This is a genomic window from Stenotrophomonas sp. SORGH_AS_0282 (genome assembly GCF_030818125.1).
GTDB lineage: Bacteria > Pseudomonadota > Gammaproteobacteria > Xanthomonadales > Xanthomonadaceae > Stenotrophomonas > Stenotrophomonas rhizophila_A.
This window is the reverse complement of sequence record NZ_JAUTAB010000001.1, coordinates 126,829-152,414: the sequence shown is the minus strand read 5'-3', so window position 1 is coordinate 152,414 and position 25,586 is coordinate 126,829. Positions and strand designations below refer to the sequence as shown.

Genomic DNA, 25,586 nt, shown 5'->3' with positions numbered 1-25,586 from the left:
CTGGAATTCGAACCGAGGCAAAGGACCCCCCAATGAGCAGACTGACCGTGATTACCGACCGCGCCCTGGAGCGTGCACTGGATCTGGCAAGCAGCGCAGGCGATGGCCTGAAGCATGCCGGCAGCAACCTGCGCCACCTCGGCCCGCAGGCGACGGACTGGATCAAGACCGGTGCGGCGCTGGGTGCGGTGAAGACCGGCAGCAAAGTGGCCGCCAAGGCGGTGCGCCGTAACCCGGCGGCCACCATCGCCGTGGCCGCGGTAGGTGTAGGCCTGCTGGGCTACGCGCTGTACCGCAAGCAGCAGAAGAAGAAGCTGGCCAACGGCAGCGTCGTGAATGGGCAGGCCGAGCGCATCAGCGCCCGCAACCGCCGCAACACGACGGTGGTGGATGAGCACAGCGATATCGGCAGCGACGCCTGATCCATCAGGCACGTTGCAGTTGACGAAAACCGCCGGCATGTCCGGCGGTTTTTTGTTTGGATCAATCGATCCGCCGCCACTGGCCGGGCTGCAGGTCCGCCAACCGGTGCGGGCCCATCGCCACGCGCACCAGCCGCAGCGTGGGCAGGCCGACCGCCGCTGTCATCCGCCGCACCTGGCGGTTGCGCCCTTCGCGCAGGGTGATGGCCAGCCATGCATCGGGCACGGTCTTGCGGAACCGCACCGGCGGCGTGCGCTCCCACAACGTTGGGGTTTCCAGGTACTCCACGCGTGCGGGCAGGGTCGGGCCGTCGTTCAACTGCACGCCGCTGCGCAACGCCTGTACCTGCTCGTCGGTCAGCGTGCCTTCCACCTGCACCCAGTAGGTCTTGTCTTCCTTGTGGCGCGGGTCGGTCAGCCGATGCGCCAGCCTGCCGTCGTCGGTGAGCAGCAGCAGGCCCTCACTGTCGTAGTCCAGACGACCTGCCGCGTACACGTCAGGCGGCAGGCCGAAGCCGGCCAAAGTCGCGCGTGGCGGCTGGCTGCTGTCGGTGAACTGGCACAGGACGTTGAAGGGCTTGTTGAAGGCGATCAGCATGGGACGGGACGTGGGTGACGAGGTGTCATTGTCCCATTACACGGCTTCGGACGCCGTGGTACCGACCAACGGTCGGTACCTACCGCTATCTCAACCGGTAGCGCACGACCGTTGGTCGTGCGCCCGCGTACCGGGCAGGGCCCGGCACTACTTCACGAAACGAAGGGTCATTCGGTCGCTTTCACCGATCGCCTTGTACTTGGCATCATCGGCGGCGTCGTGGTTGTTCACCGGCGGCAGGGTCCACACGCCGTTCGGGTGGTCCTTGGTATCGCGCGGGTTGGCGTTGATCTCGCTGCTGCCGGCAAGCTTGAAGCCGGCCGCTTCGGCCATGGCGATGACCTGGGCCTGGCCCACGTAGCCGCTCTTGTCGTCGGCTGGCACGTCGGCCTTGGCACGGTGTTCGACCACGCCGAGCACGCCACCGGGCTTGAGCACGCTGTAGAAGCCCTTGAACATGCCTTCGGCCTGGTTGGCGCTGCGCCAGTTGTGCACGTTGCGGAAGGTCAGCACGACATCGGCGGAGTTGTCGGGGCCGAACTTGGGGGCTTTGGGGTCGTAGCCCACGATCTTGGCCTTGTCGTAGAGCGCCGGGGTGCCGGCGAACTTCTTTTCCAGCCCGTCGCGACCGCGCTGCTGGTAATCGCGGGCCTTGCCTTCAGCAACCGCCATCGGGTCGACCACCGCCGCGACGTAGGTGCCCTTGTCACGCAGCAGCGGGGCGAGGATTTCCGAGTACCAGCCGCCACCGGGGGTGATTTCCACCACGGTCTTGCCCGGTTCCACCCCGAAGAACGACAACGTCTGCGCCGGGTGGCGGTAGGCGTCGCGCTTCACGTTGTCCGGCGTGCGGCCCTTGCCGTCGACGGCAGCCTGGACGGCGGCGGTGATGGCGGGCTGGGCGTTGGGGCCGGCTGGCTTGATGGCCATGGCGGGGGCGGCAAGCAGCAGCGTGGACACGGTGAACAGGCAGGCACAGCTGAGCGAACGGGCTTTCATCGGATCACCTACGGTGGCGGGATGCGGCGAGCCTAGCAGCCGCGATGTCAAAGGTGTTCACAAAACGTTAGTGCAGTGCAGCGAAGCGGAACACTGTTTTGTGGCCCGCGCCGCAGCGGTGTCATGGACAGGCACTTATGCTGTGACATTGGATTTGACTGGAGGATTGCCCATGACTGCACCGCGCGAACTCGGCCGTTCCGGCCTGAAAGTGCTTCCCATCGCGTTCGGCGGCAACGTCTTCGGCTGGGGCGCGGACGAGAAGACCTCGTTCGCCCTGCTCGATGCGTTCGTCGATGCCGGCTACAGCCTGGTCGATACCGCCGATGTGTATTCGGCCTGGGTGCCCGGGAACAAGGGCGGTGAATCGGAAACGATCCTGGGTCGCTGGTTCCAGCGCAGCGGCAAGCGCGACAAGGTGGTGCTGGCCACCAAGGTTGCCAAGTGGGCCGAACACCCGGGGCTGTCCGCCGACAACATCAGCGCGGCCGTGGAAGATTCGCTGCGCCGCCTGCAGACCGACGTCATCGATCTCTACCAGGCGCACGAGGATGACGAGTCCACGCCGCTGGAAACCACGCTGGCCGCGTTTGGCCGGTTGATCGAACAGGGCAAGGTACGTGCGATTGGCGCCTCGAACTACAGCGCCGAGCGGCTGCAGGCCGCGTTGAAGGTATCGGCGGACTACAAGCTGCCCCGCTACGAGACGCTGCAGCCGGAGTACAACCTGTATGACCGTGCCGGTTACGAAAGCGGGCTGGAAGCGGTGGCGCGCGAGCACGGGCTGGGCGTGATCAGCTACTACTCGCTGGCCAGCGGCTTCCTCAGCGGCAAGTACCGCAGTGCCGACGATGCGGCCAAGAGCAGCTCGCGCGGCAGCAGCGTGGTGGCCAGGTACGTCAATCCGCGTGGCCTGCGCATCCTGCAGGCGTTGGATGACGTGGCCGGCACCTACAACGCGACCCCCGCCCAGGTCGCCATTGCCTGGTTGATCGCCCGCCCGGGCATCACCGCGCCGATCGTCAGCGCGACCCGCGTGGAACAGCTGCACGACGTCCTCGCCGCTGCCCAGGTAGGCCTGACCGCCGAAGACATCGCACAGCTGGAAAGCGCCAGCGCCGCCTGACCACCCCGCCGAAATGACCGCACCAGCAACGGCCACCCCAGGGTGGCCGTTTCCGCATCACCCCACCACTGCCCCATCCTCGGCCACCAGCGCGTGATGCATGCTGACCCCGGCGCGCACGCCCTCCGCACTGGCCAGCGTGATGTTGCCCATCACCGTTGCATCACCCGCCGCGTAGACACCGGGCACCGTGGTCTGCTTCTGCGCATCCACCCGAACCAGCACACCGACCGGGCTCTCTTCCAGTTCACAGCCGAGCTGCTCCACCAGCTGCGAACCCATTTCCTGGCGCGCACTGACGAACAGCGCGCGCAGGTCGATGTGGCGTCCATCGGCCAGCAAGGCCCCACTCAACTGCGGCGGGTCGCCTTCCAGCGCTACCACCGTTTCCGTTTCGATCTGCACGCCGCGCCGCTGCAGCGTGCCCAGCTGCTCCTCGTCCAGTGCCATGCCTTGGGTGAAAAAGGTGACCTGGCCCAAGTCGGCGATCAGCCCGGCCATGATTGGCGACATCGGATGTCCCCCCAGCAGCCCGATCGCGCCGCCGCCCACTTCATAGCCATGGCAGTACGGGCAGTGCAGCACGCTGTGACCCCAGCGTTCGGCAAGGCCGGGCAGCCCGGGCAACACATCGCGGATGCCGGTGGCCAGCAGCAGCTTGCGCGCCGCCCATGTATCACCGGCCGCCGTGCTTACCGCGAAACCATCCACGGTCGGCTGCGCGTCGGTGGCGATGTCGTTGGCCCAGCGCACGCTGGGGTAATCCAGCAGCTGTGCCTTGGCCTGGCGCAGCAGGTCGCCGCCGGAGATGCCATCCAGACCCAGCACGCCGTGCGAGTGGCTGGAGAAGCGGTTGCGCGGCAGCCCGCTGTCGATCACCAGCACGCTGCGGCGCGCACGCGCCAGCATCATGGCGGCGGAGAGCCCGGCGAAACTGCCGCCGACGATCACGGCATCAAAGGTCATGCGGAACTCCCTTGCTGTGCTGGGCCAGGTGCTGGGCAAAGGCGTCGCCCAGGGTCGCCAGCGTGGTGGCATGCAGGCGCTGTTCGAGCAGTGCCTGCGCCTGTTGGTAGCTCTCATCCAGCGCGGCATTCACCACCTGCTGCACCGGGCAGCCGCGCCCGGTTTCGCGCGCGCCGGTATGCAGCAGCGCCGGCGAGCCGATGGCGAGATAGACGTCGTGCAGGGTGATGGTGGCCGGGTCGCGCGCCAGCTGGCTGCCGCCACCATGGCCGCGGGCGGTGTGGACCAGCCCGCCCTTCTGCAGCGCAGCGAGCAGGCGGCGGATCACCACCGGGTGGGTCGGCAGGCAGGCAGCGAGCTGTTCGGAGGTGCGCGGTCCGTCCTGGCCGACCAGGTGGGCCATGATGTGGAGCGCGTCGGAGAATTGATTGCTGGATTTCATGTAACAACAATAGTTACATACTTTGCCAGCGGCGGGTAGCCCCGGCCGTTGGCCGGCCCATGCACCGATTTCAGCGGAGGAACGCCCGCCCGGACATGGATTCGGCGAGATGGTCCAGGAAGCTGCTGATCCGCGCCGAGACGGCGGTGTTGCGGTAGTACACGGCGTGGATGGGCTGGCGCACTTCCACGGTGAGCGCCGGCAGCACCTGCACCAGCGTGCCCGCATCGCGGTCGCGGTGGGTCATGAAGTCGGACAGGCAGACCACGCCCGCCCCCTCCAGCGCCAGCCGGCGCAGCGTTTCGCCGCTGGACACCGCCACCGCCGGGCGGATGTGCAGCAGCGCGTCGGTGCGCCCGGGCAGCGGCCAGTGGTTGAGCGAGTCGGGCTCGTTGAAGCCGAGCAGCGCGTGGCCGTCCAGTTCTTCAACCGTCTTCGGCGTGCCGTACTGGGCGAGGTAGGCCGGGCTGGCCAATACGCGAAGGCGGCTGTGCGCCAGCGGGCGCGCGTGCAGGGTGGAATCGGCCAGCGGGCCGATCCGGATGGCGACGTCGGTGCGGCGTTCCAGCAGATCGATGTAGCGCTCGCTGCTGTTGAGCTCCAGCTGCACGTCCGGGTACAGCGCCCGGTACCCGGCGACCATCGGCGCGATGACGTGCAGCACGAAGGGGGTGGCCGCATCCACGCGCAGGCGGCCGGCCGGGCGCTGCCGCCGCGCGGTCATCTGCTCTTCGGCCGCTTCCACCGAGGCCACGATGGCGCGGGCCTGGGCCAGGAACGCGTCACCCTCTTCGGTGAGCTGGAGCCGCCGGGTGGTGCGGGTCAGCAGCGTGGTGCCCAGCTTTTCCTCCAGGCGGCCCAAGGCCCGGCTGACCCCGGAAGTGGTCTGGCCCAGTGCTTCGGCGGCGGCGGTGATCGAACCGCTGTCGATCACGGCGATGAACGCCTGCATTTCATCGAGGGTGGTCTTCATGGCCCCATTATTGACCATGAAGCAAGAGTCATTGGCGTGAAGACCGGTTTTTCGGCAAGAGTCGTGCGCGCAGACTGCGCTCCTTCTTCTTCCACCGGTAACCCTCATGTCCCGTGGCATCCCCTTGGCCCTGTTGGCGCTTACGCTGGGTGCGTACGCCATCGGCACCACAGAATTCGTCATCGTCGGGCTGATCCCGACCATTGCCGCCGACCTCGGCGTGTCCCTGCCCTCCGCAGGCCTGCTGGTCTCGCTGTACGCGCTGGGTGTGGCGGTCGGCGCGCCGGTGTTGACCGCACTGACCGGCCGGGTGCCGCGCAAGACCCTGCTGGTGGCCCTGATGGTGCTGTTCACCCTGGGCAATGTGATTGCCTGGATGGCGCCCAGCTATGGCTCGCTGATCGTGGCGCGGGTGTTGACCGGGCTGGCACACGGCGTGTTCTTCTCGATCGGCTCGATCATTGCCACCTCGGTGGTGCCGAAGGAAAAGGCGGCCAGTGCGATTGCGATCATGTTCACCGGCCTGACCGTGGCGCTGGTCACCGGGGTGCCGCTGGGCACGTTCATCGGCCAGCACCTGGGCTGGCGGGCGACCTTCCTGGCAGTGGCGGCGCTGGGCGTGGTCGCGCTGATCGGTAGCCTGCTGTTCGTACCGCGCAACCTGCAGCGCAGCGAGCCGGCGACGTTCGGCCAGCAGCTTTCGGTACTGGCGCAGCCGCGTCTGCTGCTGGTGTATGCGATCACCGCGCTGGGCTATGGCGGTACGTTCCTGTCCTTTACCTATCTTGCGTCGATCCTGCAGGACGTCACCGGTTTCTCGCCGAACGCAGTGAGCGGCGTGCTGCTGGTGTATGGCGTGTCGGTGGCGATCGGCAACCTGTGGGGTGGCCGCCTGGCCGACCGCCGTGGGCCGATTCCGGCGCTGAAGCTGATCTTCGGGCTTCTGGCGCTGGTGCTGTTTGCCCTGACCTTCACCGCACACAACAGCTGGCTGGTGCTGCTGACGGTACTGGCACTGGGCGCGGTGGCGTTCGGCAACGTGCCGGGGCTGCAGGTGTACGTGGTGAAACAGGCGCAGCGCTTTGCGCCGCAGGCCGCTGATGTGGCCTCTGGCCTGAACATCGCCGCGTTCAACGTGGGCATCGCAATGGGTGCTTCGCTGGGCGGGCTGGTGGTGGATCACCTGGGCTTGATGCATACGCCTTGGCTGGGCGCGCTGGTGGTGTTGGGTGCGCTGGGGCTGACCGTGCTGAGCGGGCGGCTGGACCGGCGTGACGGGATCGAGGATCGCGCCGAGGGCGTGGTTGTCGCCTCCCATTGAGCCTTCTCATTTGATTCGTTTAACGGTGCACGGCGTAGCCTGCACTCCCCCACTGAAGGAGTTTTCCATGAGCATTCCCGCATTCGGCCTTGGCACGTTCCGCCTGAAGGACCAGACCGTCATCGATTCGGTCCGCAACGCACTGGACGTGGGCTACCGCGCCATCGATACGGCGCAGATCTACGGCAACGAAGCCGAGGTCGGGCAGGCCATCGCCGAGTCTGGCGTGGCGCGTGAGGACCTGTTCCTGACCACCAAGATCTGGATCGCCAGCTTCCAGCACGATGCCCTGCTGGAGAGCCTGCGCGAAAGCCTGCGCAAGCTGCGTACCGATCATGTCGACCTGACCCTGATCCATTGGCCGTCGCCGAACGACGCGGCGCCGATGGCCGAGTACCTGGGCGCGCTGGCGCAGGCCAAGGCCGAAGGCCTGACCCGGCAGATCGGCATTTCCAATTTCACGATTGACCTCACCCGCCAGGCGATTGCGATCCTCGGTGCCGATGCGATCGCGACCAACCAGATCGAGGTGCATCCGTACCTGCAGAATCGGGCGTTGATTGCGTTCCTGCGTGAGCAGGGCATCCATGTGACGGCCTACATGAGCCTGGCCTATGGCGAAGTGTTGAAGGATCCGGTGATCCAGGCCATTGCCGAACGCCACGACGCCACCCCGGCGCAGGTCGCGCTGGCCTGGGCGCTGCAGCAGGGCTTTGCGGTGATTCCGTCGTCGACCAAGCGCGAGAACCTGGCCAGCAACCTGCTCGCGGCGGACCTGCGGTTGAGCGACGAGGACATGGCGCAGATTGCCACGCTGGATCGTGGACAGCGGCTGGCGAACCCGGAAGGTATCGCGCCGGCGTGGGATTGACCTTTCGCTCAGGGGTCGCCGGACGCCTGGGTTGGTAGGGCTGGATCCCGATCAACCGCCGACCACGATGATCGGCGCGGCGAACGCATGACCTCTGCCGAAGAGCGCTTCTTCGGCGGAGGTCATGCCACAACAGAACGCGGCACCGTTATCGGCGGTCGATTGGGATGCGACCCTACCAGCGGGCCAGCAACCACTCACGCATGGCAGCGCTTACTTCCTCGGGCTTTTCCATTGGCGCGAGGTGGCCGCAATCGGGCAGCACGACCAGGGTTGAGCCGGGTACCAGGGCATGCATCTCCTCGCTGATCGCCAGCGGGGTGATGCGGTCGTTGGCGCCGCAGATGATGAGTAGCGGGTCACGGTAGCCGGCCAGTACGTCGTGGCCGTCAACGCGATCGAGCGCGCTCTGGCGCAGAAACACCTCTGCGCCGAGGCGTGCGGTCATGTCACGCACGCGCTGCACCAGCACGTAGTCGTCCAGCCGCGAGGCATCGATGTAGCTGCGCATCAGCTTGTCGCCGAAGCCATGGAAGGTGCCGGGCAGGCGCACGCTGGAACGCTGCGACTGGCGCTGGGCGGCGCGCTCGGGCGAGTCGGCGTGGATGGAGGTGTCGATCAGCGCCAGCCGCAGTACCCGCTCCGGGGCCACGCGCAGGATCTGCTGGGCGACAAAGCCACCGAGCGAGAAGCCTGCCAGGGCGAAGCGTTCCGGGGCCTGGGCCAGTACGTCCTCCACCACCGCCTGCATGGTGTCGCCTCGGGTCTGGTCGCCTACGGTGCAGTCGGCGATATCAGACAGCGCGGCAATCTGCGCGCGCCAGAGTTCGGCGTCGTTGAGCAGGCCGGGCAGCAGCAACAGCGGTACACGATCGGTCATGCCGCTATTGTCCGCGATCCGGGTGGCCATGGAGTGTCGTGTGTGGCCCGGTGTGTTGCGCGGTAGGAGGTGAGAGCGCCCCATGAAACAGTCACTTGGCGCAGTAGCGTGACTCAGTACCAGTCCGGTACCCGGGGCTGGCTAGGCTCAGGCACTTCCCTTCCAGTGAGCCCTGCATGGATTCCATTCCCGGTATCACCGCCGCCACGCCAACCCCGGCATCCACCAGTACGCCGAGTCCACCCGCGGCACCGGCAAATGCCGGCACGCTGCCGTTGGAAACCATCATGCAGCGGGAGCTGGCCTATTACGAGGTGGTCACCCCTGCGCTGAAACCGGCGGTACAGGACGCGAACCTGGATACAGGCGAAAAGCGGCTGGCAGCCCTGGGGGACCAGTTGCGCTACATCACCAACCGCTGCACGATCGGGAGCATCACGCTGGAAGCCTTCATCAAGCAGTACCCAGACGTGCTGAAGCGCGGCCAGGAGTTGATGGCTGCGTTACCGACGCCGAATGATGCGAAGTTCATTTTTGGCTCACTGGCCTATCAGACGATGCTGACCAACGCTGCCTTCCCGGATAACCGCTTGGGACCCATACCCCGCGAGCACTCGGCATTGTTCCTGATGCAGGCAACGGACCGGCCGGCAGAGTGACAGGCGCCGGTGAGGCGCCTTCGTTGGAGGTCATGCGTTACCAGCACATCTCCGTCGGCGCGTTCACTCAGTGCGTGACACCTTCGGGCGGTAACGCGACGTTGGCGTCCTGCACCGGCAGGGTCACCACCATGACCGTGGAGTCGTCGGGATCGAGCTTCGTCTTGAAGCCCAGGCTCTGGCACATCGCCAGCATGGTGCTGTTCTCGCGCAGCACCTGGCCTTCTACGATGTTCAGGCCCAGCCACTGGGCGTACTCGATCATGATGGTCATCAGGCGCCAGCCGATGCCATGGCCCTTGAGGTCGGAGCGGATCAGGATGCCGTACTCGCCGCGATCGTAATCGGCGTCCGCATGCAGGCGCACCGCGCCGAGCATGTCGCCACTGCGCGGGTCGATCGCCACCAGCGCGATGGAACGGGCGTAGTCGAGCTGGGTCAGGCGCGCGATGAATTCGTGGCTGAAATGCTTCACCGACTGGAAGAAGCGCAGGCGCAGGTCGTCGTCCGTGACGCGGGCGAAGAAGGCGCGGAACAGCGCGTCGTCTTCCGGCCGCACCGGGCGTACGAACGCGGGCGCGCCGTCGGACAAGGTGATGGTGCGCTCCCACTCCTTCGGGTACGGGAACACCGCGAACCGCGGATGGCCACGGCCCTTGTGCAGCTTGCGCGAGGGCGCGATGGCCACGCGCGCGTCCAGTGCGATGACGCCGTCGCGGTCGGCCAGCAGCGGGTTGATGTCCAGCGTGCGCACTTCGGGAATGTCGGCGGCCAGCTGCGCCAGCTTGACCAGGATCAACGCGACGGCGCGTTCGTCTGCCGCCGGGACATCGCGATAGGCCTTGAGGATGCGCGAGACACGGGTGCGGCCGATCAGCTCATGGGCCAGGCGCAGGTCCAGCGGCGGCAGCGCCAGCGCCTTGTCGTCGATCACTTCGACGGCGGTGCCGCCGCGGCCGAACACCACCACCGGGCCGAAGGTCGGGTCGTCGGCGATGCCGGCAATCAATTCGCGCGCCTTGGGCCGCACGATCGTGGGCTGCACCAGCACGCCGTCGATGCGCGCGTTGGGACGCATCTCATGAGCGCGGGCGAGGATGGAGCTGGCGGCGGCCTGCACGGACTGCAGGGTGCCCAGGTTGAGGCGCACGCCATCGACATCGGATTTGTGCGGGATGTCGGCCGAGAACACCTTTACCGCCACGGTGGCGCCCTGCTCCAGCAGCGGCTGGGCCAGGTCCATGGCTTCGTGCGGGTCGCGCGCCTGCATCACCGGCGCGGAGGGAATGCCATAGGCCGAAAGCAGCTGGTGGGTGGCGATGGGGTCCAGCCACTGCTGGCCGGCGGCGAGCGCGGCCTCGACGATGGCGCGCGCGGCGGCGGTATCCACCACGAAATCCTGCGGCAGGCTGGGCGGGGTCTCCATCAGCGCCGCCTGCGCATCGCGGTAGCGCACCAGGTGCTGGAAGCCGCGCACGGCTTCGGCCTCGGTCGGGTAGGTCGGCACGCGTGCGGCGTTGAGGGTGGCGGTGGCACGGTCGTCGTTGCCCAGCCACACCGCGAACACCGGCTTGTCGCGATGGTGGCGCGGGCGCAGGCCGAGGGTGCGGGTGAGTGCCTGCGCGGCGTCTGCCGATGAGGTGAACGCGGTGGGCACGTTGACCACCAGCACGGCATCGTTGCCGCTGTCGGACATCAGCGCGTCGATGGCGGCGGCGTAGCGGTCACCGTCTGCGTCGACCACGATGTCGACCGGATTGCTGCGCGACCAGCCTTCGGGCAACACGGCGTCCAGCTCGGCGATGGTGCCGGGCGAGAGTTCGGCCAGGCTGCCGCGCAGGGCCAGCAGCTGGTCCACGGCCAGCCGCCCTACCCCGCCGCCGTTGCTGAGGATGGCCAGCCGGCGGCCCGGGAAGGTGCCGAGGCGGCCGAGCGTTTCGGCAGCGGTGAACAGCTCATCCAGCGCGCTCACCCGCAGCAGGCCGGCGCGGTTGAACGCGGCACCATACACCGCGTCGGAGCTGGCCAGCGCCTGCACGTGGGTGTCGCCATCGGGATCGATGCGGATGTGGCGGCCGGATTTGACCACCACCACCGGCTTGGCACGCGCGGCGGCGCGCGCGGCGGACATGAACTTGCGCGCGTCGCGGATGTGTTCGACGTAGAGCAGGATGGCGCGGGTGCGGTAATCGGTGGCGAAATAGTCGAGCAGGTCGCCGAAGTCGACATCCAGCGCGTCGCCCAGCGAGACCACGGCGGAAAAGCCGACCGAGCGCGCCACGCCCCATTCGACCAGCGCTGCGGCAATGGCGCTGGATTCGGAGATCAGCGCGAGGTCGCCCGCCTGCGGGAAGTGCGCGGCGATGCTGGCATTGAGCCGTGCATGCGGGGCGATCACGCCCAGGCAATGCGGGCCGAGGATGCGCAGGCCCTTGGGCCGTGCCGCCGCTTCAACCTGCTCGCTGAGCGAACCCGGGCCGTGGCCGAGGTTGGCGGTGAGGATGATGGCCGCGGCCACGCCGCGTTCGGCGGCGGTGGCCACCACCTGCGGCACGATGCTGGCCGGGGCGGTGATGACGACCAGTTCGGGCACCCAGTCGAGGTCCTTCAGCCGTTTGACCGTGCTGATGCCGTCGATCTCGCCGTAGCGTGGATTGATCCAGGCGACCTTGCCGGGGAAGCCGGTGGCGCGCAGGTTGCGCATGACCGCGCGGCCGGCGGAACGCTCGCGCGGGCTGCCGCCGACGACGGCCACCGACTGCGGGCGGAATACGGATTGCAGGTGGTAGGTGCTCATGGGGTCGAACAGTCACCGGGACACGTGGTGACACGGTACACGGCTGGCGGTCGCGTTGGGATGATCTGGCGCAAGGATCGGCTGCCGCCGCATCGCCACGCCGCACGCGGCGTGGCGACATGGTGCGGTTACAGCAGCGTGCCGCGCAGGATCATCGCGGCGATGCTGAAGTAGATCACCAGGCCGGTGACGTCGACCAGGGTGGCCACGAACGGTGCCGAGGCACTGGCCGGGTCGAAGCCCAGGCGCTTGAGGATGAACGGCAGCATCGAACCGGACAGCGAACCGAACGTTACGATGCCGACCAGCGCCGCACCGATGGTGAGCGCCAGCAGCTGCCAGTGCTCGCCGTAGTCGTGCAGGCCGAGCAGCTGCCAGGACACGATGCGGATGATCGCCAGCACGCCGAGGATGGCGCCCAGGGTGATGCCGGTAGGCACTTCGCGCAGCGCCACCTTCCACCAGTCGCGTAGGCGCAGTTCGCGCAGGGCCAGGCTGCGGATCAGCAGCGAGGTGGCCTGCGAACCGGAATTGCCGCCGGAGCTCATGATCAGCGGAATGAACAGCGTGAGCACCACGGCGCGGGCCAGCTCGTCCTCGTAATGCTGCATGGCGCTGGCGGTGAGCATTTCGCCGAGGAACAGCACGCTCAACCAGCCGGCGCGCTTGCGCAGCATCTCGAAGAAGCCGATCTGCATGTACGGCTTTTCCAGCGCTTCCATGCCGCCGAACTTGTGCGCGTCCTCGGTGGATTCTTCGATCAGCGCATCCAGGATGTCATCCACGGTGACGATGCCCAGCACCTGCTGGCGCGCATCGACCACTGGAATGGCGAGCAGGTCGTGGCGACGGATCAGCTGGGCCACTTCTTCCTGGTCGAGCATGGCATCGACGGTCACCGGCGGATTGACCTGGGCCACCTCCAGGATCGGCTCGTCCGGCAGGCCGGTGATCAGCCGGCGCATGGTGACCACCTGCTGCAGGGCCTGGGTGACCGGGTCCAGCACGTAGATGGCGTACACGGTCTCGCGGGTGCGCTCGACTTCGCGGATGTGCTGCAGGGTGCGGCCCACGGTCCAGTCGGCGGGCACGCTGACGAATTCGGTGGTCATCAGCGCGCCGGCGGTGTGCGCCGGGTAGCTGAGCAGCTGCTGGATGGCCTGGCGCGAATCGGCGCTGAGCAATGGGATCAGGCGCGCGCGTTCGTCCTCGTCCAGCTCATGGACGATGTCGGTGGCACGGTCATCGGCCATCAGGCCCAGCAGCGCGGCGGCCTTGGCCACCGGCAGCGCGGCCACGAGGTCACCGCTGCGGGTGAGCTCGGGCTGTTCTAGCATTTTCACCGCGCGCGGCAACGGCAACGCAGCCAGGGTGTCGGCGGCGCGCGGCAGGGCCAGGGTGTTGAGGTATTCCACCGCGTCGGCGGTGTTGAAGTCCTGCAGGGGTGCGCTCAGGGCGGCGGCATCCGCCACCGGGCGCAGGAGGTCTTTCTGGTTCATGGGGTTCGCCTTGTGGATCGCGATCGCGCGACGCCAACGCTGGCGAACCGTCCCGTGTCAGGCGGTGGCCATCGCTGGCGTCGAGCAAGGTCGACTTCTACTGTCGCTGGACATGGGTGTGGACTCCGGAAGGGTTTCGCTGGGCGCGCCGTGCTGGCGCGGTCAGCGGGCGGCAGTCTGGACCCGCACGCAGACCGGGTCAACCCCTTGCGGGCCCTCGTTCGGGCCCGGTTGAAGGTCATTGACGCGCGGGGCCGCATAATAGGCCGCCGGCGACAGGCCGATGATGCGATGCGCAGGTTTCCCCATGCATAGCGGTGCGCTGGTCCTGGCCCTGGTGCTGCTGCTGGCCGCGGTGATCGCGGTGCCGGTATTCAAGAAGCTCGGGCTGGGTGCCGTGCTGGGCTACCTGGCGGCGGGCGTGGTGCTCGGACCTGACGGGCTGGGCTTCGTGCAGGATGCCGACCGGATCCTCGGCGCGGCCGAGATCGGCGTGGTGATGCTGCTGTTCGTGATCGGGCTGGAGCTGTCGCCCACGCGGCTGAAGGTGATGCGGCGCTCGGTGTTCGGCGCCGGCACCGCGCAGGTGGCGCTGAGCGCGCTGGTGCTGGGCAGCCTGCTGATGCTGGACCACTTCCACTGGAAGGGAGCGCTGATCGTGGGCATCGCGCTGGCGCTGTCGTCCACTGCCGTGGGCCTGCAGCTGCTATCCGAACACAAGGGGCTCAACACGGATTACGGCCGGCTGGGCTTTGCCATCCTGCTGTTCCAGGACCTGATCGCGATTCCGCTGCTGGCGGCGATTCCGCTGCTGGGCGGGGCGCGCAATGAAACCCTGCAGTGGAACGACGTGGCGGTGGCGCTGGGCGCGCTGGCGGTGGTGATCCTGTGCGGGCGCCCGGTGCTGCGCTGGCTGTTCAACACCGTGGCGCGTACGCGCAGCCCGGAAGTGTTCACCGCGATGGCGCTGCTGGTGGTGCTGGGCACGGCATGGTTCATGCAGACGGTGGGCCTGAGCCCCAGCCTGGGCGCGTTCCTGGCCGGCGTGCTGCTCTCGGATTCGGAATTCCGGCATGAGCTGGAATCGCAGATCGAGCCGTTCAAGGGGCTGCTGCTGGGCCTGTTCTTCATCGCCGTGGGCATGGGCATCGACCTGGACCGGGTGGTGGCCGAGCCGTGGGCGATCGCGATCGGGGTGGCGGTGCTGCTGGTGGTGAAGTTCAGCCTGCTGTTCGGCATCGGCAAGCTGGCCAGGCTGAGCACGCGGCACGCGCTGCTGCTCGGCAGCGTGCTGTGGCTGGGCGGTGAATTCGCGTTCGTGGTGTTCAACGAAGCGCAGCGCGCGAACCTGCTGGGCAATGCCAACCACGACCGGCTGGTGGCGATCGTAGGCCTGTCGATGGCGCTCACGCCGCTGCTGTTGATCGCGTTGCTGCGCCTGCTGGGGCGCGAACACGAGGTGGCGCGCGACAGGCCCGCGGCCGACACCATCGACAACGGCGGCACCGAACCCAGCGTGATGATCGCTGGCATGGGCCGCTTCGGCCAGGTGGTGGCGCGCCTGCTGACCGCGCAGAAAATCCCGTTCGTGGCGCTGGAAGCGAACCCGGATACGGTGTCGGACCTGCGCCGCTTCGGCAACAAGCTGTACTACGGCGACCCGACCCGACCGGAGATCCTGCGCGCGGCCGGCGGCGAGCATGTGCGGGTCTACGTGATCACGCTGGACGACCCGGAAGCGAACATGCGCGCCACGCGGCTGATCCGGCGCCTGTACCCGGACGCGGTGGTGCTGGCCCGCGCACGCAACCGCCAGCACGCATGGCGGCTGATGGACATGTCGGCCGAACCGTTCCGCGAGGTGTTCGGCAGCAGCCTGGACATGAGCGAGCGGGTGCTGACCGCGTTGGGCCTTCCGACAGAAACGGCACGCGACCATGTGCAGCGTTTCCGCGAGCACGATGAAAAACTGCTGCGCGACCAGTACCTGGTCTACGACGACGATGCCGCGGTCATGCAGACCTCACGCGATGCGAGGGCGGACCTGATGCGCCTGTTCGAAGCCGATGCACAACGCGATGAAAAGGCAGACAACCAACGCGAAAATTGAACGGAACCGATCGAACGTATCCAACTCCCCCATCGTTCGCCAGCAATTCGTAGCGCCGACTGTCAGTCGGCGACCGCGCGCAGCGCGGCCCGAAGATCCGAAGACACGCACCCAACGTCTGCGACGCACCGATCGCGGTTGATAACTGTCCGAAGCCGCGTGTCAGGGGTTCATCCCCACCGCCGTTACCCGTTATCGCGCAGGAACCGGGCCATCGACGAAACGCCCGGCACGCGCGGTTCGAACTCGCCGGCCACGTCGATGAAACCGCGCATCACCGCGATCTCGCGCGGGCTGCGGTTCAACGCGTCGCGTACGTCCGGATCCGCGCCTGCGCGCAGCAGGCGCTGCACCAGCAGCGGCAGGCCGTGCAATGCCGCCAGGTGCAGCGGACCGAACCCACGCGGATCGCGCGCATCCAATGACACGTCTTCATCGAGCAACCGCTCCACGGCGGCCAGCACGATCTGCTCATCGCACGCGGTACCCGGCTCGGCGCGCGCGCCCAGCAGCAACAGCAGCGGGGTCACCGAACCGGCTGCAGCCTGGTCCGGCTCGGCACCGGCCAGCAACAGGGTGTCCAGCAGCGCCAGCAGGCGCGAACGATCCCGCGCACCAAAGCCGTACAGGGCCGCACAATGCAGCGGCCCCAGTTGCTGCGCATCGCCCGCATGCACGTTGGCACCGGCGGTCAGCAGGCGCGCGGCGATGTCCGGCAGGCCCAGCGCCGACGCCAGCATCAGCACGGTCACGCCACCGGGCAGCTTGTATTCCAGTTCCGCACCGGCATCCAGCAGCGCCGACACGATGTCGATCTGGCGCATGCTCACCGCCGCCGACAACGGCGTGGCACCACTGGCTGCAGCGTGCTGCGGGTTGGCGCCACGCGCCAGCAGCAGGTCGACCACGGCCAGGTGGCCGCCACCGGCGGCACGCAGCAGCGCGGTGCAGCCCTGCGCATCCACCACGTCCACGGCGAAGCCCAGGTCGTTCAACCGGCGCACGGCGTCGGCATCGCCGGCCATCGCGGCGGCGGGTAGATCGGCGGCACGCAGCGCGCGGCGCGGCAGCTGCCACACGCGCCAATCCAGCCAATCGGCCAGGTCGCGGCGGCCGATCGACAGCGCCACGCCCAGCGGGGTCTGGCCATCGGCAGCGCGGGCTTCGGGCGAGGCGCCCTGCTGCACCAGCAGCTTCAACGAGCCTTCGCGGGCCAGCGCGGTGGCCAGGTGCAGCGCGGTCATGCCGTGGCTGTCGCGCGCTTCACGGTCCACGCCGAGGGTGAGCAGGGCCTGCTGCAGACGCAGCCAGCCCAGGCGAACGGCGAGGGACAGCGGCGGATCGCCGGCCGGCGAGGCCGCAAACGGATCGGCACCGCGTTCGAGCAGTTCCAATGCAAGCTGTTCCAGCCCGCGCGCGGCCTGGTCGTGCTGGGCACAGGCGCTGAGCAGGCGCGCCAGGCCGCCGGCACCGGTCGGCGATACGCCCCGGCGCAGCAGCACCTGCAGCGCAGGCACCGCATCGATGCCACGCGCCAGCAGCGCGAACATCGGGGTATCGCCGCAGGCATCCAGGACCTCCGGCGCGGCACCATGCGCCAGCAGCCACTCCACCGCGTGCGGGTCCAGCGCCAGTTCGCCGTCGTGGAGCAGGCCGCCCAGTTCGTCCGGGCTGCACAGGCGGGCCAGCGAGGCCATGCCATCCACGTTGCCGAATCCCAGCGCTTCGCGCAGCAGGTCCAGCGGCGGGCGGTCCGGCAGTGCCGGGCTGCCCTGCCCGCTGTCGTCCTCGCCCGCGCTGGCCAGGCCATCGCTCACTGCGGTGGGCAGCGGGTAGCTGCGGTCCAGCAGCGAGACGATCGCCCAGCGCCCGGCGGCGGCGGCGATATCCACGGCGCGGCGTCCCTGCGGATCGGACACGTCGGCGGCAATGCCCAGGTCCAACAGGCGGCGGACCAGCAACGGCGAGACGTTGTCGGCCATGCAGGCCAGCAGCACCGCGTTGCGGCCTTCCACGTCGACCGCATGCAGGTCGGGCTTGTGCGGCAGCAGGTGTTCGACCACCCCGGCCCGGCCACCGCGCGCGGCTTCCAGCCACGGCGTACGAGACAGCGCATCGCGCGATTCAAGGTTGGCGCCCGCCGCCAGCAGCACATCGATGATGTCCACGTGGCCGGCCAATGCCGCTTCATGCAGCGCGCTGCGGCGCTGGCGGTCGCGCGCGTCGGCGCGTGCCTTGTGCTTGAGCAGCAGCTGCACGCCGGCCGGATCGTCTTCTTCGGTGCCGGCCGCGGCCAGCAGCACGGGGGTGCCCTCGGCCGGTTCGGTGCGCGCACCGCGCTCCAGCAGGAACCGCGCCAGCCGCCAGTTGCCGACCTGGCAGGCCACTGCCAGTGGCGACCAGCCGTCGTTGTTGAGTGCATCCACTTCGGCCGCGGCATCGCGCAGCAACGCGGCCACGCCGGGGTCGGAACTGCGCGCGGCGTGGTGCAGCGGGGTGTTGCCGTCGCTGTCTACCGCGCGCGAATCGGCGCCGTTGGCCAGCAGGGTCATCACCGCTTCGGGGCGGCCGTGCCAGCTGTCGCGGGTGGCGGCCAGCAGCGGGGTCATGCCCTTGTGCGGGGTGTTGACGCCCACGCCACGGGCGATCAGCTCGCGCAGCAGGCGCAGGTCGGGCAGCACGGCGGCCAGCACCACCAGGCTGCGCTGGTCGCGCCAGGTGGGATCGGGCAGACCCTGCGGGTCGGCACCGGCCGCCAGCAGCTGCAGGGCGCGGTCGACCCGGCCGCTGCGCGCGGCTTCGTACAGCGCCGGCAGGCGTTCGTGCTGGGCCAGCGGCTCCAGTGGTTGGCTCGGGACGTCGTGCTGGGCGGCGGCGGCGAACGGGTCGCTGCCCAGGTCGAGCACGCTGCGGCTGCCCAGCGGATCGGCCGGCGCGACGCGCTGCAGGGCCAGATGGGCCAGCGGCGAACCGATCAGCACCGCCAGCGCGAACGGCCAGCGCAGGCCATCGGGCACCAGCCCCGGCCATGCAGGAACCACCACCAGCGCGCAGATCGCCACCACCAGCGCGGCCACGACCAGCCCGCGCCAGGCGCTGAGATCTCGGCCGGCCAGGGTGCGCCAATGGCGCGCCAGGCTGCCGTCACTGCGTTCGATTTCATTCCACAGCGGCCAGGTGCGCCAGACGCCGAGCAGCGCGGCACTGACCGCCACGCTCAGGCCAAGCACGGCCGCCAGGCTGCCGCTGTCGTGCAGCGCGGCCAGCGGCCAGGCCACCAGCAGCGCCAGCAGGGCCGGGCCCACCGACCACAGCGCGAGCAGCGCCGGAAGGTCCTGGCGGCCCAGCTGGGGCAGCGCCGGCACGGCGCGGCTGCGCCGCCACCAGGACATGCCCAGCGCGAACGCCGGCTGCGCCAGTGCGGCACCCAGCGCAGCCGGCACCCCGCCCAGCACTGCTGCCAGCGACAGCAGGCCGCCCGTGGCGAAGGCGATGGCGGCAGCGCGGGTGCGCGGAATATCAGTCATCGCGGCGCGGCACCTTCACGGGCGCGACCAGCGGCGGTGGCATCTGCAGGTGGAAGCCGCGCGCCTGGAGATTGGCGCGCACTTGATCAGCGTCGGCCAGGGCGAGGCGACGGTCGGGGGTCAGGGCAACTTCCAGCACGAATGCGAACGGCGCCAGCGTGGCCTTCAGCGCATCGGGGATGGCATCGAAGGCGTCGCGGGCGGCGAGGTAGACGTAAGTGTCCTGCTTGCGTTGGCTTTTGTAGACGTAGGCTTGCATTGCCCGCGGGGCTTGGCCCTGGGAATAGATACGCCGATTGTGGAGTAAAGCAGGCAACTACGAAAGCCGGGCAGGCGCCAAGGTGTCGGTTTGCTGGCGCGCGGCAGATTCAGGTTCATCAATGTCGCGGCGGTGTTCAGGTCGGGCGGCCACCGCCGTTCCGGGGGAACGGCGGCGGCGATGCCAGCCGACTAACAGTCGGCTGCTACCGGTGAAGTGCTGCGAAGCGTCACTTCACCTTTGCGTAGGTGCCCTTCAGGGCGACGCCGGCCAGGATGGCGCCTGCGTAGCATTCGAAGTTGGTGGTGCTCTTGAACTCGTTCTTCTTGTAGTAGCTGACGACGTCGACCACGGCGTTGGCGCCGCGCGACTTGGCGCCGTCCTGCAGCGCCTTCAGCGCCGACAGGGCCACCCAGTTGCAGGCCTCGGCATCGCTCTTGTTGGCGGCATTGGTCTTCTTGTTGGTCACGTCTTCGCCGAGGCGCTGCTGGACGTTGACCTTTTCGCCGGCCAGGAAGAAGCGGACGCTGCCGTCGATGCCGGCGGCTTTTGCCTCCGGGGAGTTGATCAGGTCATGCAGCGGCAGCTCGACCCGGGTTTCACGGGCATTGGCGGTGCTGGCAACAGCAAGCAGGGCGGTGGCGGCAATCAGGGCAAAACGACGCATTCAAACATCTCCTTGTTGGTAAGGCGGGGTGTTGCTCGGGGGAAAGTCAGTCCTGCCAGCGGCGGAAGATCAACGAGGTGTTGATGCCGCCGAAGGCGAAGTTGTTGCTCATCACGTACTCGGGCTGCATCTGCCGGCCTTCGCCGCGGATGAAATCGAGCGCGCCGCAGCGCGGGTCGACCTCGTGCAGGTTCAGGGTCGGGGCGAACCAGCCTTCGCGCATCATTTCGATGGTCACCCAGGCCTCGAACGCGCCGCACGCGCCGAGCATGTGGCCGACATAGCTCTTCAGCGAGCTGATCGGCATGCCTGCGCCGAACACCTGGGCGGTGGCCTGGGTTTCGGCGATGTCGCCGTGTTCGGTGGCGGTGCCATGTGCGTTGACGTAGCCGATCTGGCCCGGTTCCAGCCCCGCGTCCTCCAGCGCCAGGCGCATGGCCTGGGCCATGGTGTCGGCGGTGGGCTGGGTGACGTGCTGGCCGTCGCTGTTGGTGCCGTAGCCGACCACTTCGGCCAGGATGGTGGCGCCGCGCGCCTGCGCGTGTTCCAGCTCTTCCAGGATCAGGGTGCCGGCGCCCTCGCCCAGCACCAGGCCGTCGCGGTGGGCATCAAACGGGCTGGGGGTGGTCTTCGGCGCATCGTTGCGCACGCTGGTGGCGAACAGGGTGTCGAACACCGCCGCGGCGGTGGCGTCGAGCTGTTCGGCGCCGCCGGTGACCATCACCGTCTGCTTGCCGCTGCGGATCGCCTCGTAACCGGACCCCACGCCCTGGCTGCCGGAGGTGCAGGCGCTGGAGGTGGTGTACACGCGACCGGACAAGCCGAAAAACACGCCGATGTTCACCGGCGAGGTGTGGCTCATCATCTTCAGGTAGGTGGTGGCGCTGATGCCTTCGGTGGTGTGCTCGTGGAGCATGCGGCCGAATTCGGCAGTGGCTTCATGGCTGCCCGACGACGACCCGTAGGCCACCCCGGCCAGGCCGCTGCGCAGCACCGGATGGCCGAGCAGGCCGGCCGCTTCCAGCGCCAGTTCGGTAGCGCGCACCGACATCACCGCCACCTTGCCCATGCTGCGGGTGGTCTTGCGGTTGTAGTTCGAGGGCAGCTCGTAGTCTTCGGCCGGTGCAGCCAGGCGCGTGTTGAGGCCGTCGAACACTTCCCAGCCGGGGATGTAGCGCACCGCGTTTTCCTGGGCATGCAGGCGCGCGCGGATGCTCGGCCAGTCGTGGCCCAGCGGGCTGATGGCGGCGGCACCGGTCACCACGACGCGACGATCGGGTCGGCTCATCAGACCATCCCTCCGTTGACCGAGATCACCTGGCGGGTGATGTAGCCGGCCGATTCAGAGAGCAGGAACGAGACCGCGTGCGCGACTTCGTCCGGCTGGCCCATGCGCCCGGCGGGAATGAGTTTCAGGGCGTGCTCAAGCACTTCTTCGTTGACCATCTCGGTCTCGATCAGGCCCGGTGCCACGCAGTTGACGGTGATCGCGCGGCTGGCCAGTTCCAGCGCCAGCGCCTTGGTGGCGCCGATGATGCCGGCCTTGGCCGCGCTGTAGTTGGTCTGCCCGCGGTTGCCGACCAGCCCCGACACCGAAGACAGGGTGACGATGCGGCCGGGCTTGCGCCGCCGCACCATCGGCATCACCAGCGGGTGCAGCACGTTGTAGAAGCTGTCCAGGTTGGTGTGCACCACCGCGTCCCAGTCCTCGGCGGGCATGGCCGGGAAGGCGCCGTCACGGGCGATGCCGGCGTTGCAGACCACGCCGTAGTAGGCGCCGTGCGCCTCGACATCGGCCTCCAGCGCGGTGCGGGCGGCCTCGCGGTCGGACACGTCGAACACCAGCACGCGGGCCTGGCGGCCCAGTGCCTGGATCTCCGCGACCACCTGCTGCGCTTCGTCGATCCTGCTGCGGCAATGCACCACTACGTCGAAGCCATCGCGCGCGATCCGCAGCGCCACGGCGCGGCCGATGCCCCGGCTGGCGCCGGTCACCAGCACGGTGAGATTCCCTGTCATGCCTCTCCACTCTCCAGATAAGCCATCGCATCGCGTGGTTCGAACACCGATACGTTGGCGACCGCCAATTCAACATCCCCTGCCAGGATCCGGCAGGCGAACATGCCCAGTCCATTTTCGCCCATCAGCTCGCAGTGTGCCTCCACCCGCAGGCAGCTGCCCGGCGTGAAGGCCGGTTGGTGGGCGGTATAGCGGCGGGTGCCGAGCAGGAACCCGATCGACGGCTCGCGCCCTTCGGCGCGCGCGCGGCAGCCGGCCCAGGCCGCAATCGCCTGTGCCATGTACTCGACGCCCACCCAGGCGGGCACCCCGGCAGGGGTGGAGAACAGGCCGTGCGTGGGCACGTCCACTTCCACCACGATGGATTCCGGCTGCCATTCGATGACCCGGTCGATCAGCCGCAGGCTGTCGCGATGCGGCAGCACGCTTTCGATATCGGTCGGCAACTGCATGCTCATCCCCGCGCCAGCGCCAGCACGGCATTGCTGCCGCCGAAGGCGAACGAATGGCTGAGCACATGCTGCAGCGGCTGCGCCGCGCGCGTGCCAGGCGCCACCAGGGCCAGCGCCGGCAGCGCCTCGTCGCCCTGCCCGTCCCACCAGTGCGTGGGCAGGCGCTGGTCCGGGTTGTCGGCCAGGGTCATCCAGCACAGCGCCGCTTCGATCGCACCCGAGGCGCCCAGGGTGTGCCCGGTCAGCGGCTTGGTCGAGCTGGCAGGCACCTGCGTGCCCAGCACGCTGGCCACGGCCAGGCTTTCCATGGCGTCGTTGTGGCCGGTGGCGGTGCCGTGCAGGTTGACGTAATCAATCTGGTCGGGGGCCAGGCCGGCGCGGTCCAGCGCCTGCTGGATGGCCTCGATGGCGCCGCGCGCCTGCGGGTCCGGCGCGGACATGTGGTGCGCGTCGGAGGATTCGCCCCAGCCGGACAGGCGCACTGGTCCCGGCTCGCGGGTCATCAGGAACAGCGCGGCGCCCTCGCCGATGTTGATGCCGTTGCGGTGGCGCGAGAACGGGTTGCAGCGCGCGGCCGACACCGATTCGAGCGCGCAGAAGCCGGCCACGGTGAAGCGGCACAGCGAATCGGCGCCACCGGCCACCACCGCGTCGACCACTCCCGAACGCAGCAGGCGCGCGGCGGACATCAGCGCCTTGGCGCTGGACGAGCAGGCGGTGGAAATGGTCCAGGCCGGGCCATCGCTGCCGATCCGCTCGCGCACGAAGCGCGCCGAGGTGCCCATTTCCTGCTGCGCGTAGTCGAAACCGTCCGGCCAACGGCCTTCGTCGGCCTGCAGGCGCAGCGCGCCTTCGGATTCGCCGATGCCCGAGGTGCTGGTGCCGATGATCACTGCGACGCGCTCGGCGCCGAAGCGCGCGATCGCCGCTTCCACCGCCGGGCGGATCTGCAGCAGCGCGGTTTCCAGCAGCGCGTTGTTGCGTCCGCGCAGCGCCACCGGCAACGACGACAGGTCCGGCAGCGGCCCGCTCACTTCGCCCAGCGCCAGGGTGCGGCCGGCGATCAGGGTGTCGTTGCCGCGCAGGCCCCCGGGCTGGTCGGCAAACAGCGCGTCGCGCACCTGCGCGCGCCCGCTGCCCAGTGCGCAGACCACGCCCAGTTCGTTCAGATAAACCGCGGTACTGCTCACTGTCGTGCCTGTCCCATGTCCAACGATTCAATCACCAGTTCATAGCCTTCGGCCAGGTTGCGCAGGCGCAGGCGGCCGCCGTCGAGCGGTTCCAGTACCAGCCACGCCTTGCCACCCTGCTCCAGGCGGCGGCCTCCGTCGGCCTCGACCAGGCTCCATCCCGCGGGAAGCTTCGCCCGGATGGCATCGGCCGGCCACAGCGCGAACTGAAGGTCATCCAGCACGCGTTCGCCACGCACCTGCGGCGGCAGCCACGGGGCGCGGGTCTGTTCCAGGGTGTGCCCGTCCCAGACCATGCGCACGCCGGTCTGGCCCATCGCCTGCACCGCCAACCGCACCTGCTCGCCATCGGCCTCGAGCAGCGCATCCAGCTCGCGCTCGTGGCTGCCGAAGCGGAACTGCAGGCGCTGCTGCAGCTGCAGCGGTTCGGCCAGCGCCGAGGGCGCCAGCTGCAGGGTCGGCAGCTGCACCAGGGGAGCGGGCATGCGGGTGCTGGCGCAGGCCGCCAGCAACACGCTCAACAGCAACGTCAGGATCAGCCGGTGCACAGTTCCTCCAGCACCCGCAGGCGGCGGCCGGTGTCATCGGCCACGTACGGATTGTTGGTGTCCCACGCGTAGCCGGCCAGGATCGAGGAGATCATGCGGCGCACATCCGGCTGCGGGTCGGGGTGGTAGATGATCTTCTGGAAGCCACCGGCGTACCAGGCCTCGACGAAACGGCGGAAGGTCTTCACCCCGGCGCGCAGCGGAATGGCGAATTCGCGCTCCCAGTCCACCTGCTCACCGGCATGCCGGCGCGCCAGGCAGTCGCTGGCCAGCTGCGCGGACTTGAAGGCGATGGTCACGCCGGAGGAGAACACCGGGTCGAGGAACTCGCCGGCGTTGCCCAGCAGCGCGTAGCCCTCGCCCCACAGCGAGCTGACGTTGGCCGAATAGCCGGTGATGGTGCGCACCGGCAGCACCGCCCATTCGGCGTTCTTCAGCAGGCGGGTCAGGTTCGGGTCTTCGCCGACGATGGCCTGCAGCTTCTCCAGGTCGGTGCCGTCGTACTTCTCGAAGAAGCTCGGCTCGGCCACCACGCCCAGCGAACAGCAGCCGTTGGAGAACGGGATGGTCCAGTACCACACGTCCACGTGTTCGGGATGGGTGGTGATCAGGATCTTGTTGCGGTCGAAACCGGCATCGGCCGGAATGTGGTCGCGCACGTGGCAGAAGATCGCGCCGCGCACCGGGAAGTTCGACGGTGATTCCAGGTTGAGCAGGCGCGGCAGCAGGCGCGCGAAGCCGCTGGCATCGAGAATGAAGCCAGCTTCGATGGTGTACTCGCTGCCATCCGGGCGGCGCACCTGCACGCGCGCCGGGCTGCCGGGCTCGACCGACAGCACTTCGTCGCCGAAGCGCAGGGTGGTTCCCATGCGCTCGGCACCGCGCGCCAGCACGTCGTCGAAATTGGCGCGCTGCACCTGGTAGGTGGTGCCCCAGCCCGGCGAGAACTTGTCGCGGAAGTCGAACTCGGTGGTGCGCTCGCCGCGCACGAAGGCCGCGCCGTTCTTGTACTGGAAGCCGGCTTCGACCACGTCCTGCAGCAGGCCGGCCGCTTCGATGTACTCCATGCTCTGCGGCAGCAGGCTCTCGCCGATGGAGAAGCGCGGGAACTGCTGGCGCTCCAGCATCAGCACCTGGCGGCCCTGCTGGCGCAGCATGGCGGCGGCCACGGAGCCGGCAGGGCCGGCGCCGATCACCAGGATTTCAGTTGTTTCCAGTGCTGCGGTCATCGATGCATCCTTGATCAAGAAGTAGGGGGAGT

23 protein-coding genes are annotated in these 25,586 nt (G+C 68.5%); 6 read left to right on the top strand and 17 right to left on the bottom strand.

Translation table 11 applies throughout. The annotated features are described in order from the left end of the window. Positions 1-32: 32 nt before the first annotated feature. Complete coding sequence (locus QE395_RS00600) at positions 33-422, top strand: hypothetical protein (RefSeq protein ID WP_068854427.1); 390 nt, start codon at positions 33-35, stop codon at positions 420-422. A 61-nt stretch (positions 423-483) separates the two neighbouring features. Here QE395_RS00600 and QE395_RS00595 read toward each other — a convergent pair whose 3' ends face one another. After that, on the bottom strand, positions 484-1,020 hold the full coding sequence (locus QE395_RS00595) for a pseudouridine synthase (RefSeq protein WP_306987278.1): 537 nt from the start codon (positions 1,018-1,020) through the stop codon (positions 484-486). A 147-nt stretch (positions 1,021-1,167) separates the two neighbouring features. Beyond that, positions 1,168-2,019 (bottom strand): class I SAM-dependent methyltransferase, encoded by an 852-nt coding sequence (locus QE395_RS00590; protein ID WP_068854429.1) that lies wholly within the window; start codon positions 2,017-2,019, stop codon positions 1,168-1,170. A 172-nt stretch (positions 2,020-2,191) separates the two neighbouring features. On the opposite strand from QE395_RS00590, the gene QE395_RS00585 reads away from it, so the two are divergent. Continuing rightward, entirely contained in the window at positions 2,192-3,145 is a 954-nt protein-coding gene (locus tag QE395_RS00585) for an aldo/keto reductase (protein ID WP_306987277.1), read from the top strand. Between the two features lie 57 nt (positions 3,146-3,202). Here QE395_RS00585 and QE395_RS00580 read toward each other — a convergent pair whose 3' ends face one another. The 3 genes from QE395_RS00580 to QE395_RS00570 form a co-directional block, all read right to left on the bottom strand. After that, entirely contained in the window at positions 3,203-4,111 is a 909-nt protein-coding gene (locus QE395_RS00580) for an NAD(P)/FAD-dependent oxidoreductase (protein ID WP_306987275.1), read from the bottom strand. Beyond that, positions 4,101-4,553, bottom strand: a complete 453-nt coding sequence (locus QE395_RS00575) for an Rrf2 family transcriptional regulator (RefSeq protein ID WP_093532665.1) — start codon at positions 4,551-4,553, stop codon at positions 4,101-4,103. The genes QE395_RS00580 and QE395_RS00575 overlap by 11 nt, the downstream gene beginning before the upstream one ends. Before the next feature lie 70 nt (positions 4,554-4,623). Further along, positions 4,624-5,526 carry a LysR family transcriptional regulator gene (locus QE395_RS00570; RefSeq protein ID WP_306987274.1) on the bottom strand — a complete coding sequence of 301 codons (903 nt, stop codon included), beginning with the start codon at positions 5,524-5,526 and terminating at the stop codon, positions 4,624-4,626. 106 nt (positions 5,527-5,632) lie between these two features. Here QE395_RS00570 and QE395_RS00565 point away from each other — a divergent pair, with 106 nt between their 5' ends. Further along, positions 5,633-6,847, top strand: a complete 1,215-nt coding sequence (locus QE395_RS00565; protein WP_093532663.1) for an MFS transporter — start codon at positions 5,633-5,635, stop codon at positions 6,845-6,847. A 67-nt stretch (positions 6,848-6,914) separates the two neighbouring features. After that, complete coding sequence (gene dkgB, locus QE395_RS00560) at positions 6,915-7,718, top strand: 2,5-didehydrogluconate reductase DkgB (RefSeq protein ID WP_306987272.1); 804 nt, start codon at positions 6,915-6,917, stop codon at positions 7,716-7,718. 175 nt (positions 7,719-7,893) lie between these two features. Here dkgB and QE395_RS00555 read toward each other — a convergent pair whose 3' ends face one another. Then, entirely contained in the window at positions 7,894-8,598 is a 705-nt protein-coding gene (locus QE395_RS00555) for an alpha/beta fold hydrolase (protein WP_068854436.1), read from the bottom strand. A 176-nt stretch (positions 8,599-8,774) separates the two neighbouring features. On the opposite strand from QE395_RS00555, the gene QE395_RS00550 reads away from it, so the two are divergent. Then, on the top strand, positions 8,775-9,257 hold the full coding sequence (locus QE395_RS00550) for a hypothetical protein (protein WP_306987271.1): 483 nt from the start codon (positions 8,775-8,777) through the stop codon (positions 9,255-9,257). Positions 9,258-9,324: 67 nt separating this feature from the next. Here QE395_RS00550 and QE395_RS00545 read toward each other — a convergent pair whose 3' ends face one another. Both QE395_RS00545 and mgtE read right to left on the bottom strand, forming a co-directional pair. Further along, positions 9,325-12,054: a bifunctional acetate--CoA ligase family protein/GNAT family N-acetyltransferase gene (locus QE395_RS00545; RefSeq protein ID WP_068854438.1), complete on the bottom strand. Its 2,730-nt coding sequence runs from the start codon at positions 12,052-12,054 to the stop codon at positions 9,325-9,327. A 128-nt stretch (positions 12,055-12,182) separates the two neighbouring features. Next, the gene (gene mgtE / locus QE395_RS00540) at positions 12,183-13,553 is read right to left on the bottom strand and encodes a magnesium transporter (RefSeq protein WP_068854439.1); all 1,371 of its coding nucleotides are present in this window, start codon (positions 13,551-13,553) and stop codon (positions 12,183-12,185) included. A gap of 307 nt (positions 13,554-13,860) precedes the next feature. Here mgtE and QE395_RS00535 point away from each other — a divergent pair, with 307 nt between their 5' ends. Next, entirely contained in the window at positions 13,861-15,663 is a 1,803-nt protein-coding gene (locus QE395_RS00535; RefSeq protein ID WP_095363238.1) for a monovalent cation:proton antiporter-2 (CPA2) family protein, read from the top strand. Between the two features lie 185 nt (positions 15,664-15,848). Here the strand turns inward: QE395_RS00535 and QE395_RS00530 are convergent, their stop codons facing one another. The 9 genes from QE395_RS00530 to QE395_RS00490 form a co-directional block, all read right to left on the bottom strand. After that, the gene (locus QE395_RS00530; RefSeq protein ID WP_095363239.1) at positions 15,849-19,190 is read right to left on the bottom strand and encodes an ankyrin repeat domain-containing protein; all 3,342 of its coding nucleotides are present in this window, start codon (positions 19,188-19,190) and stop codon (positions 15,849-15,851) included. After that, a complete protein-coding gene (locus QE395_RS00525; RefSeq protein WP_095363240.1) occupies positions 19,183-19,449 on the bottom strand; it encodes a YcgL domain-containing protein in 267 nt (88 codons plus the stop codon). The genes QE395_RS00530 and QE395_RS00525 overlap by 8 nt, the downstream gene beginning before the upstream one ends. Before the next feature lie 229 nt (positions 19,450-19,678). Next, a complete protein-coding gene (locus QE395_RS00520) occupies positions 19,679-20,116 on the bottom strand; it encodes an excinuclease ATPase subunit (RefSeq protein ID WP_093532656.1) in 438 nt (145 codons plus the stop codon). Positions 20,117-20,162: 46 nt separating this feature from the next. Further along, positions 20,163-21,404: a beta-ketoacyl-ACP synthase gene (locus QE395_RS00515; protein WP_095363241.1), complete on the bottom strand. Its 1,242-nt coding sequence runs from the start codon at positions 21,402-21,404 to the stop codon at positions 20,163-20,165. Beyond that, entirely contained in the window at positions 21,404-22,135 is a 732-nt protein-coding gene (fabG, locus tag QE395_RS00510) for a 3-oxoacyl-ACP reductase FabG (RefSeq protein WP_095363242.1), read from the bottom strand. Before fabG ends, QE395_RS00515 begins: the two co-directional genes overlap by 1 nt. Then, positions 22,132-22,593: a hotdog family protein gene (locus QE395_RS00505; protein ID WP_176472616.1), complete on the bottom strand. Its 462-nt coding sequence runs from the start codon at positions 22,591-22,593 to the stop codon at positions 22,132-22,134. Before QE395_RS00505 ends, fabG begins: the two co-directional genes overlap by 4 nt. Next, the gene (locus QE395_RS00500; RefSeq protein WP_095363244.1) at positions 22,590-23,777 is read right to left on the bottom strand and encodes a beta-ketoacyl-[acyl-carrier-protein] synthase family protein; all 1,188 of its coding nucleotides are present in this window, start codon (positions 23,775-23,777) and stop codon (positions 22,590-22,592) included. Before QE395_RS00500 ends, QE395_RS00505 begins: the two co-directional genes overlap by 4 nt. Next, complete coding sequence (locus QE395_RS00495; RefSeq protein ID WP_093532651.1) at positions 23,774-24,325, bottom strand: DUF3261 domain-containing protein; 552 nt, start codon at positions 24,323-24,325, stop codon at positions 23,774-23,776. Before QE395_RS00495 ends, QE395_RS00500 begins: the two co-directional genes overlap by 4 nt. Continuing rightward, on the bottom strand, positions 24,313-25,554 hold the full coding sequence (locus tag QE395_RS00490) for an NAD(P)/FAD-dependent oxidoreductase (protein ID WP_249833323.1): 1,242 nt from the start codon (positions 25,552-25,554) through the stop codon (positions 24,313-24,315). Before QE395_RS00490 ends, QE395_RS00495 begins: the two co-directional genes overlap by 13 nt. Between the last annotated feature and the right edge of the window lie 32 nt (positions 25,555-25,586).

Coding starts and splice junctions, on each gene's coding strand:
- QE395_RS00505 (WP_176472616.1), bottom strand. CDS start 22,593: ATGAGCATGCAGTTGCCGACCGATATCGAAAGCGTGCTGCCGCATCGC.
- QE395_RS00570 (WP_306987274.1), bottom strand. CDS start 5,526: ATGAAGACCACCCTCGATGAAATGCAGGCGTTCATCGCCGTGATCGAC.
- QE395_RS00590 (WP_068854429.1), bottom strand. CDS start 2,019: ATGAAAGCCCGTTCGCTCAGCTGTGCCTGCCTGTTCACCGTGTCCACG.
- QE395_RS00600 (WP_068854427.1), top strand. CDS start 33: ATGAGCAGACTGACCGTGATTACCGACCGCGCCCTGGAGCGTGCACTG.
- QE395_RS00595 (WP_306987278.1), bottom strand. CDS start 1,020: ATGCTGATCGCCTTCAACAAGCCCTTCAACGTCCTGTGCCAGTTCACC.
- QE395_RS00535 (WP_095363238.1), top strand. CDS start 13,861: ATGCATAGCGGTGCGCTGGTCCTGGCCCTGGTGCTGCTGCTGGCCGCG.
- QE395_RS00525 (WP_095363240.1), bottom strand. CDS start 19,449: ATGCAAGCCTACGTCTACAAAAGCCAACGCAAGCAGGACACTTACGTC.
- QE395_RS00575 (WP_093532665.1), bottom strand. CDS start 4,553: ATGAAATCCAGCAATCAATTCTCCGACGCGCTCCACATCATGGCCCAC.
- QE395_RS00545 (WP_068854438.1), bottom strand. CDS start 12,054: ATGAGCACCTACCACCTGCAATCCGTATTCCGCCCGCAGTCGGTGGCC.
- QE395_RS00555 (WP_068854436.1), bottom strand. CDS start 8,598: ATGACCGATCGTGTACCGCTGTTGCTGCTGCCCGGCCTGCTCAACGAC.
- QE395_RS00585 (WP_306987277.1), top strand. CDS start 2,192: ATGACTGCACCGCGCGAACTCGGCCGTTCCGGCCTGAAAGTGCTTCCC.
- mgtE (WP_068854439.1), bottom strand. CDS start 13,553: ATGAACCAGAAAGACCTCCTGCGCCCGGTGGCGGATGCCGCCGCCCTG.
- QE395_RS00490 (WP_249833323.1), bottom strand. CDS start 25,554: ATGACCGCAGCACTGGAAACAACTGAAATCCTGGTGATCGGCGCCGGC.
- fabG (WP_095363242.1), bottom strand. CDS start 22,135: ATGACAGGGAATCTCACCGTGCTGGTGACCGGCGCCAGCCGGGGCATC.
- QE395_RS00580 (WP_306987275.1), bottom strand. CDS start 4,111: ATGACCTTTGATGCCGTGATCGTCGGCGGCAGTTTCGCCGGGCTCTCC.
- QE395_RS00515 (WP_095363241.1), bottom strand. CDS start 21,404: ATGAGCCGACCCGATCGTCGCGTCGTGGTGACCGGTGCCGCCGCCATC.
- dkgB (WP_306987272.1), top strand. CDS start 6,915: ATGAGCATTCCCGCATTCGGCCTTGGCACGTTCCGCCTGAAGGACCAG.
- QE395_RS00565 (WP_093532663.1), top strand. CDS start 5,633: ATGTCCCGTGGCATCCCCTTGGCCCTGTTGGCGCTTACGCTGGGTGCG.
- QE395_RS00550 (WP_306987271.1), top strand. CDS start 8,775: ATGGATTCCATTCCCGGTATCACCGCCGCCACGCCAACCCCGGCATCC.
- QE395_RS00520 (WP_093532656.1), bottom strand. CDS start 20,116: ATGCGTCGTTTTGCCCTGATTGCCGCCACCGCCCTGCTTGCTGTTGCC.
- QE395_RS00530 (WP_095363239.1), bottom strand. CDS start 19,190: ATGACTGATATTCCGCGCACCCGCGCTGCCGCCATCGCCTTCGCCACG.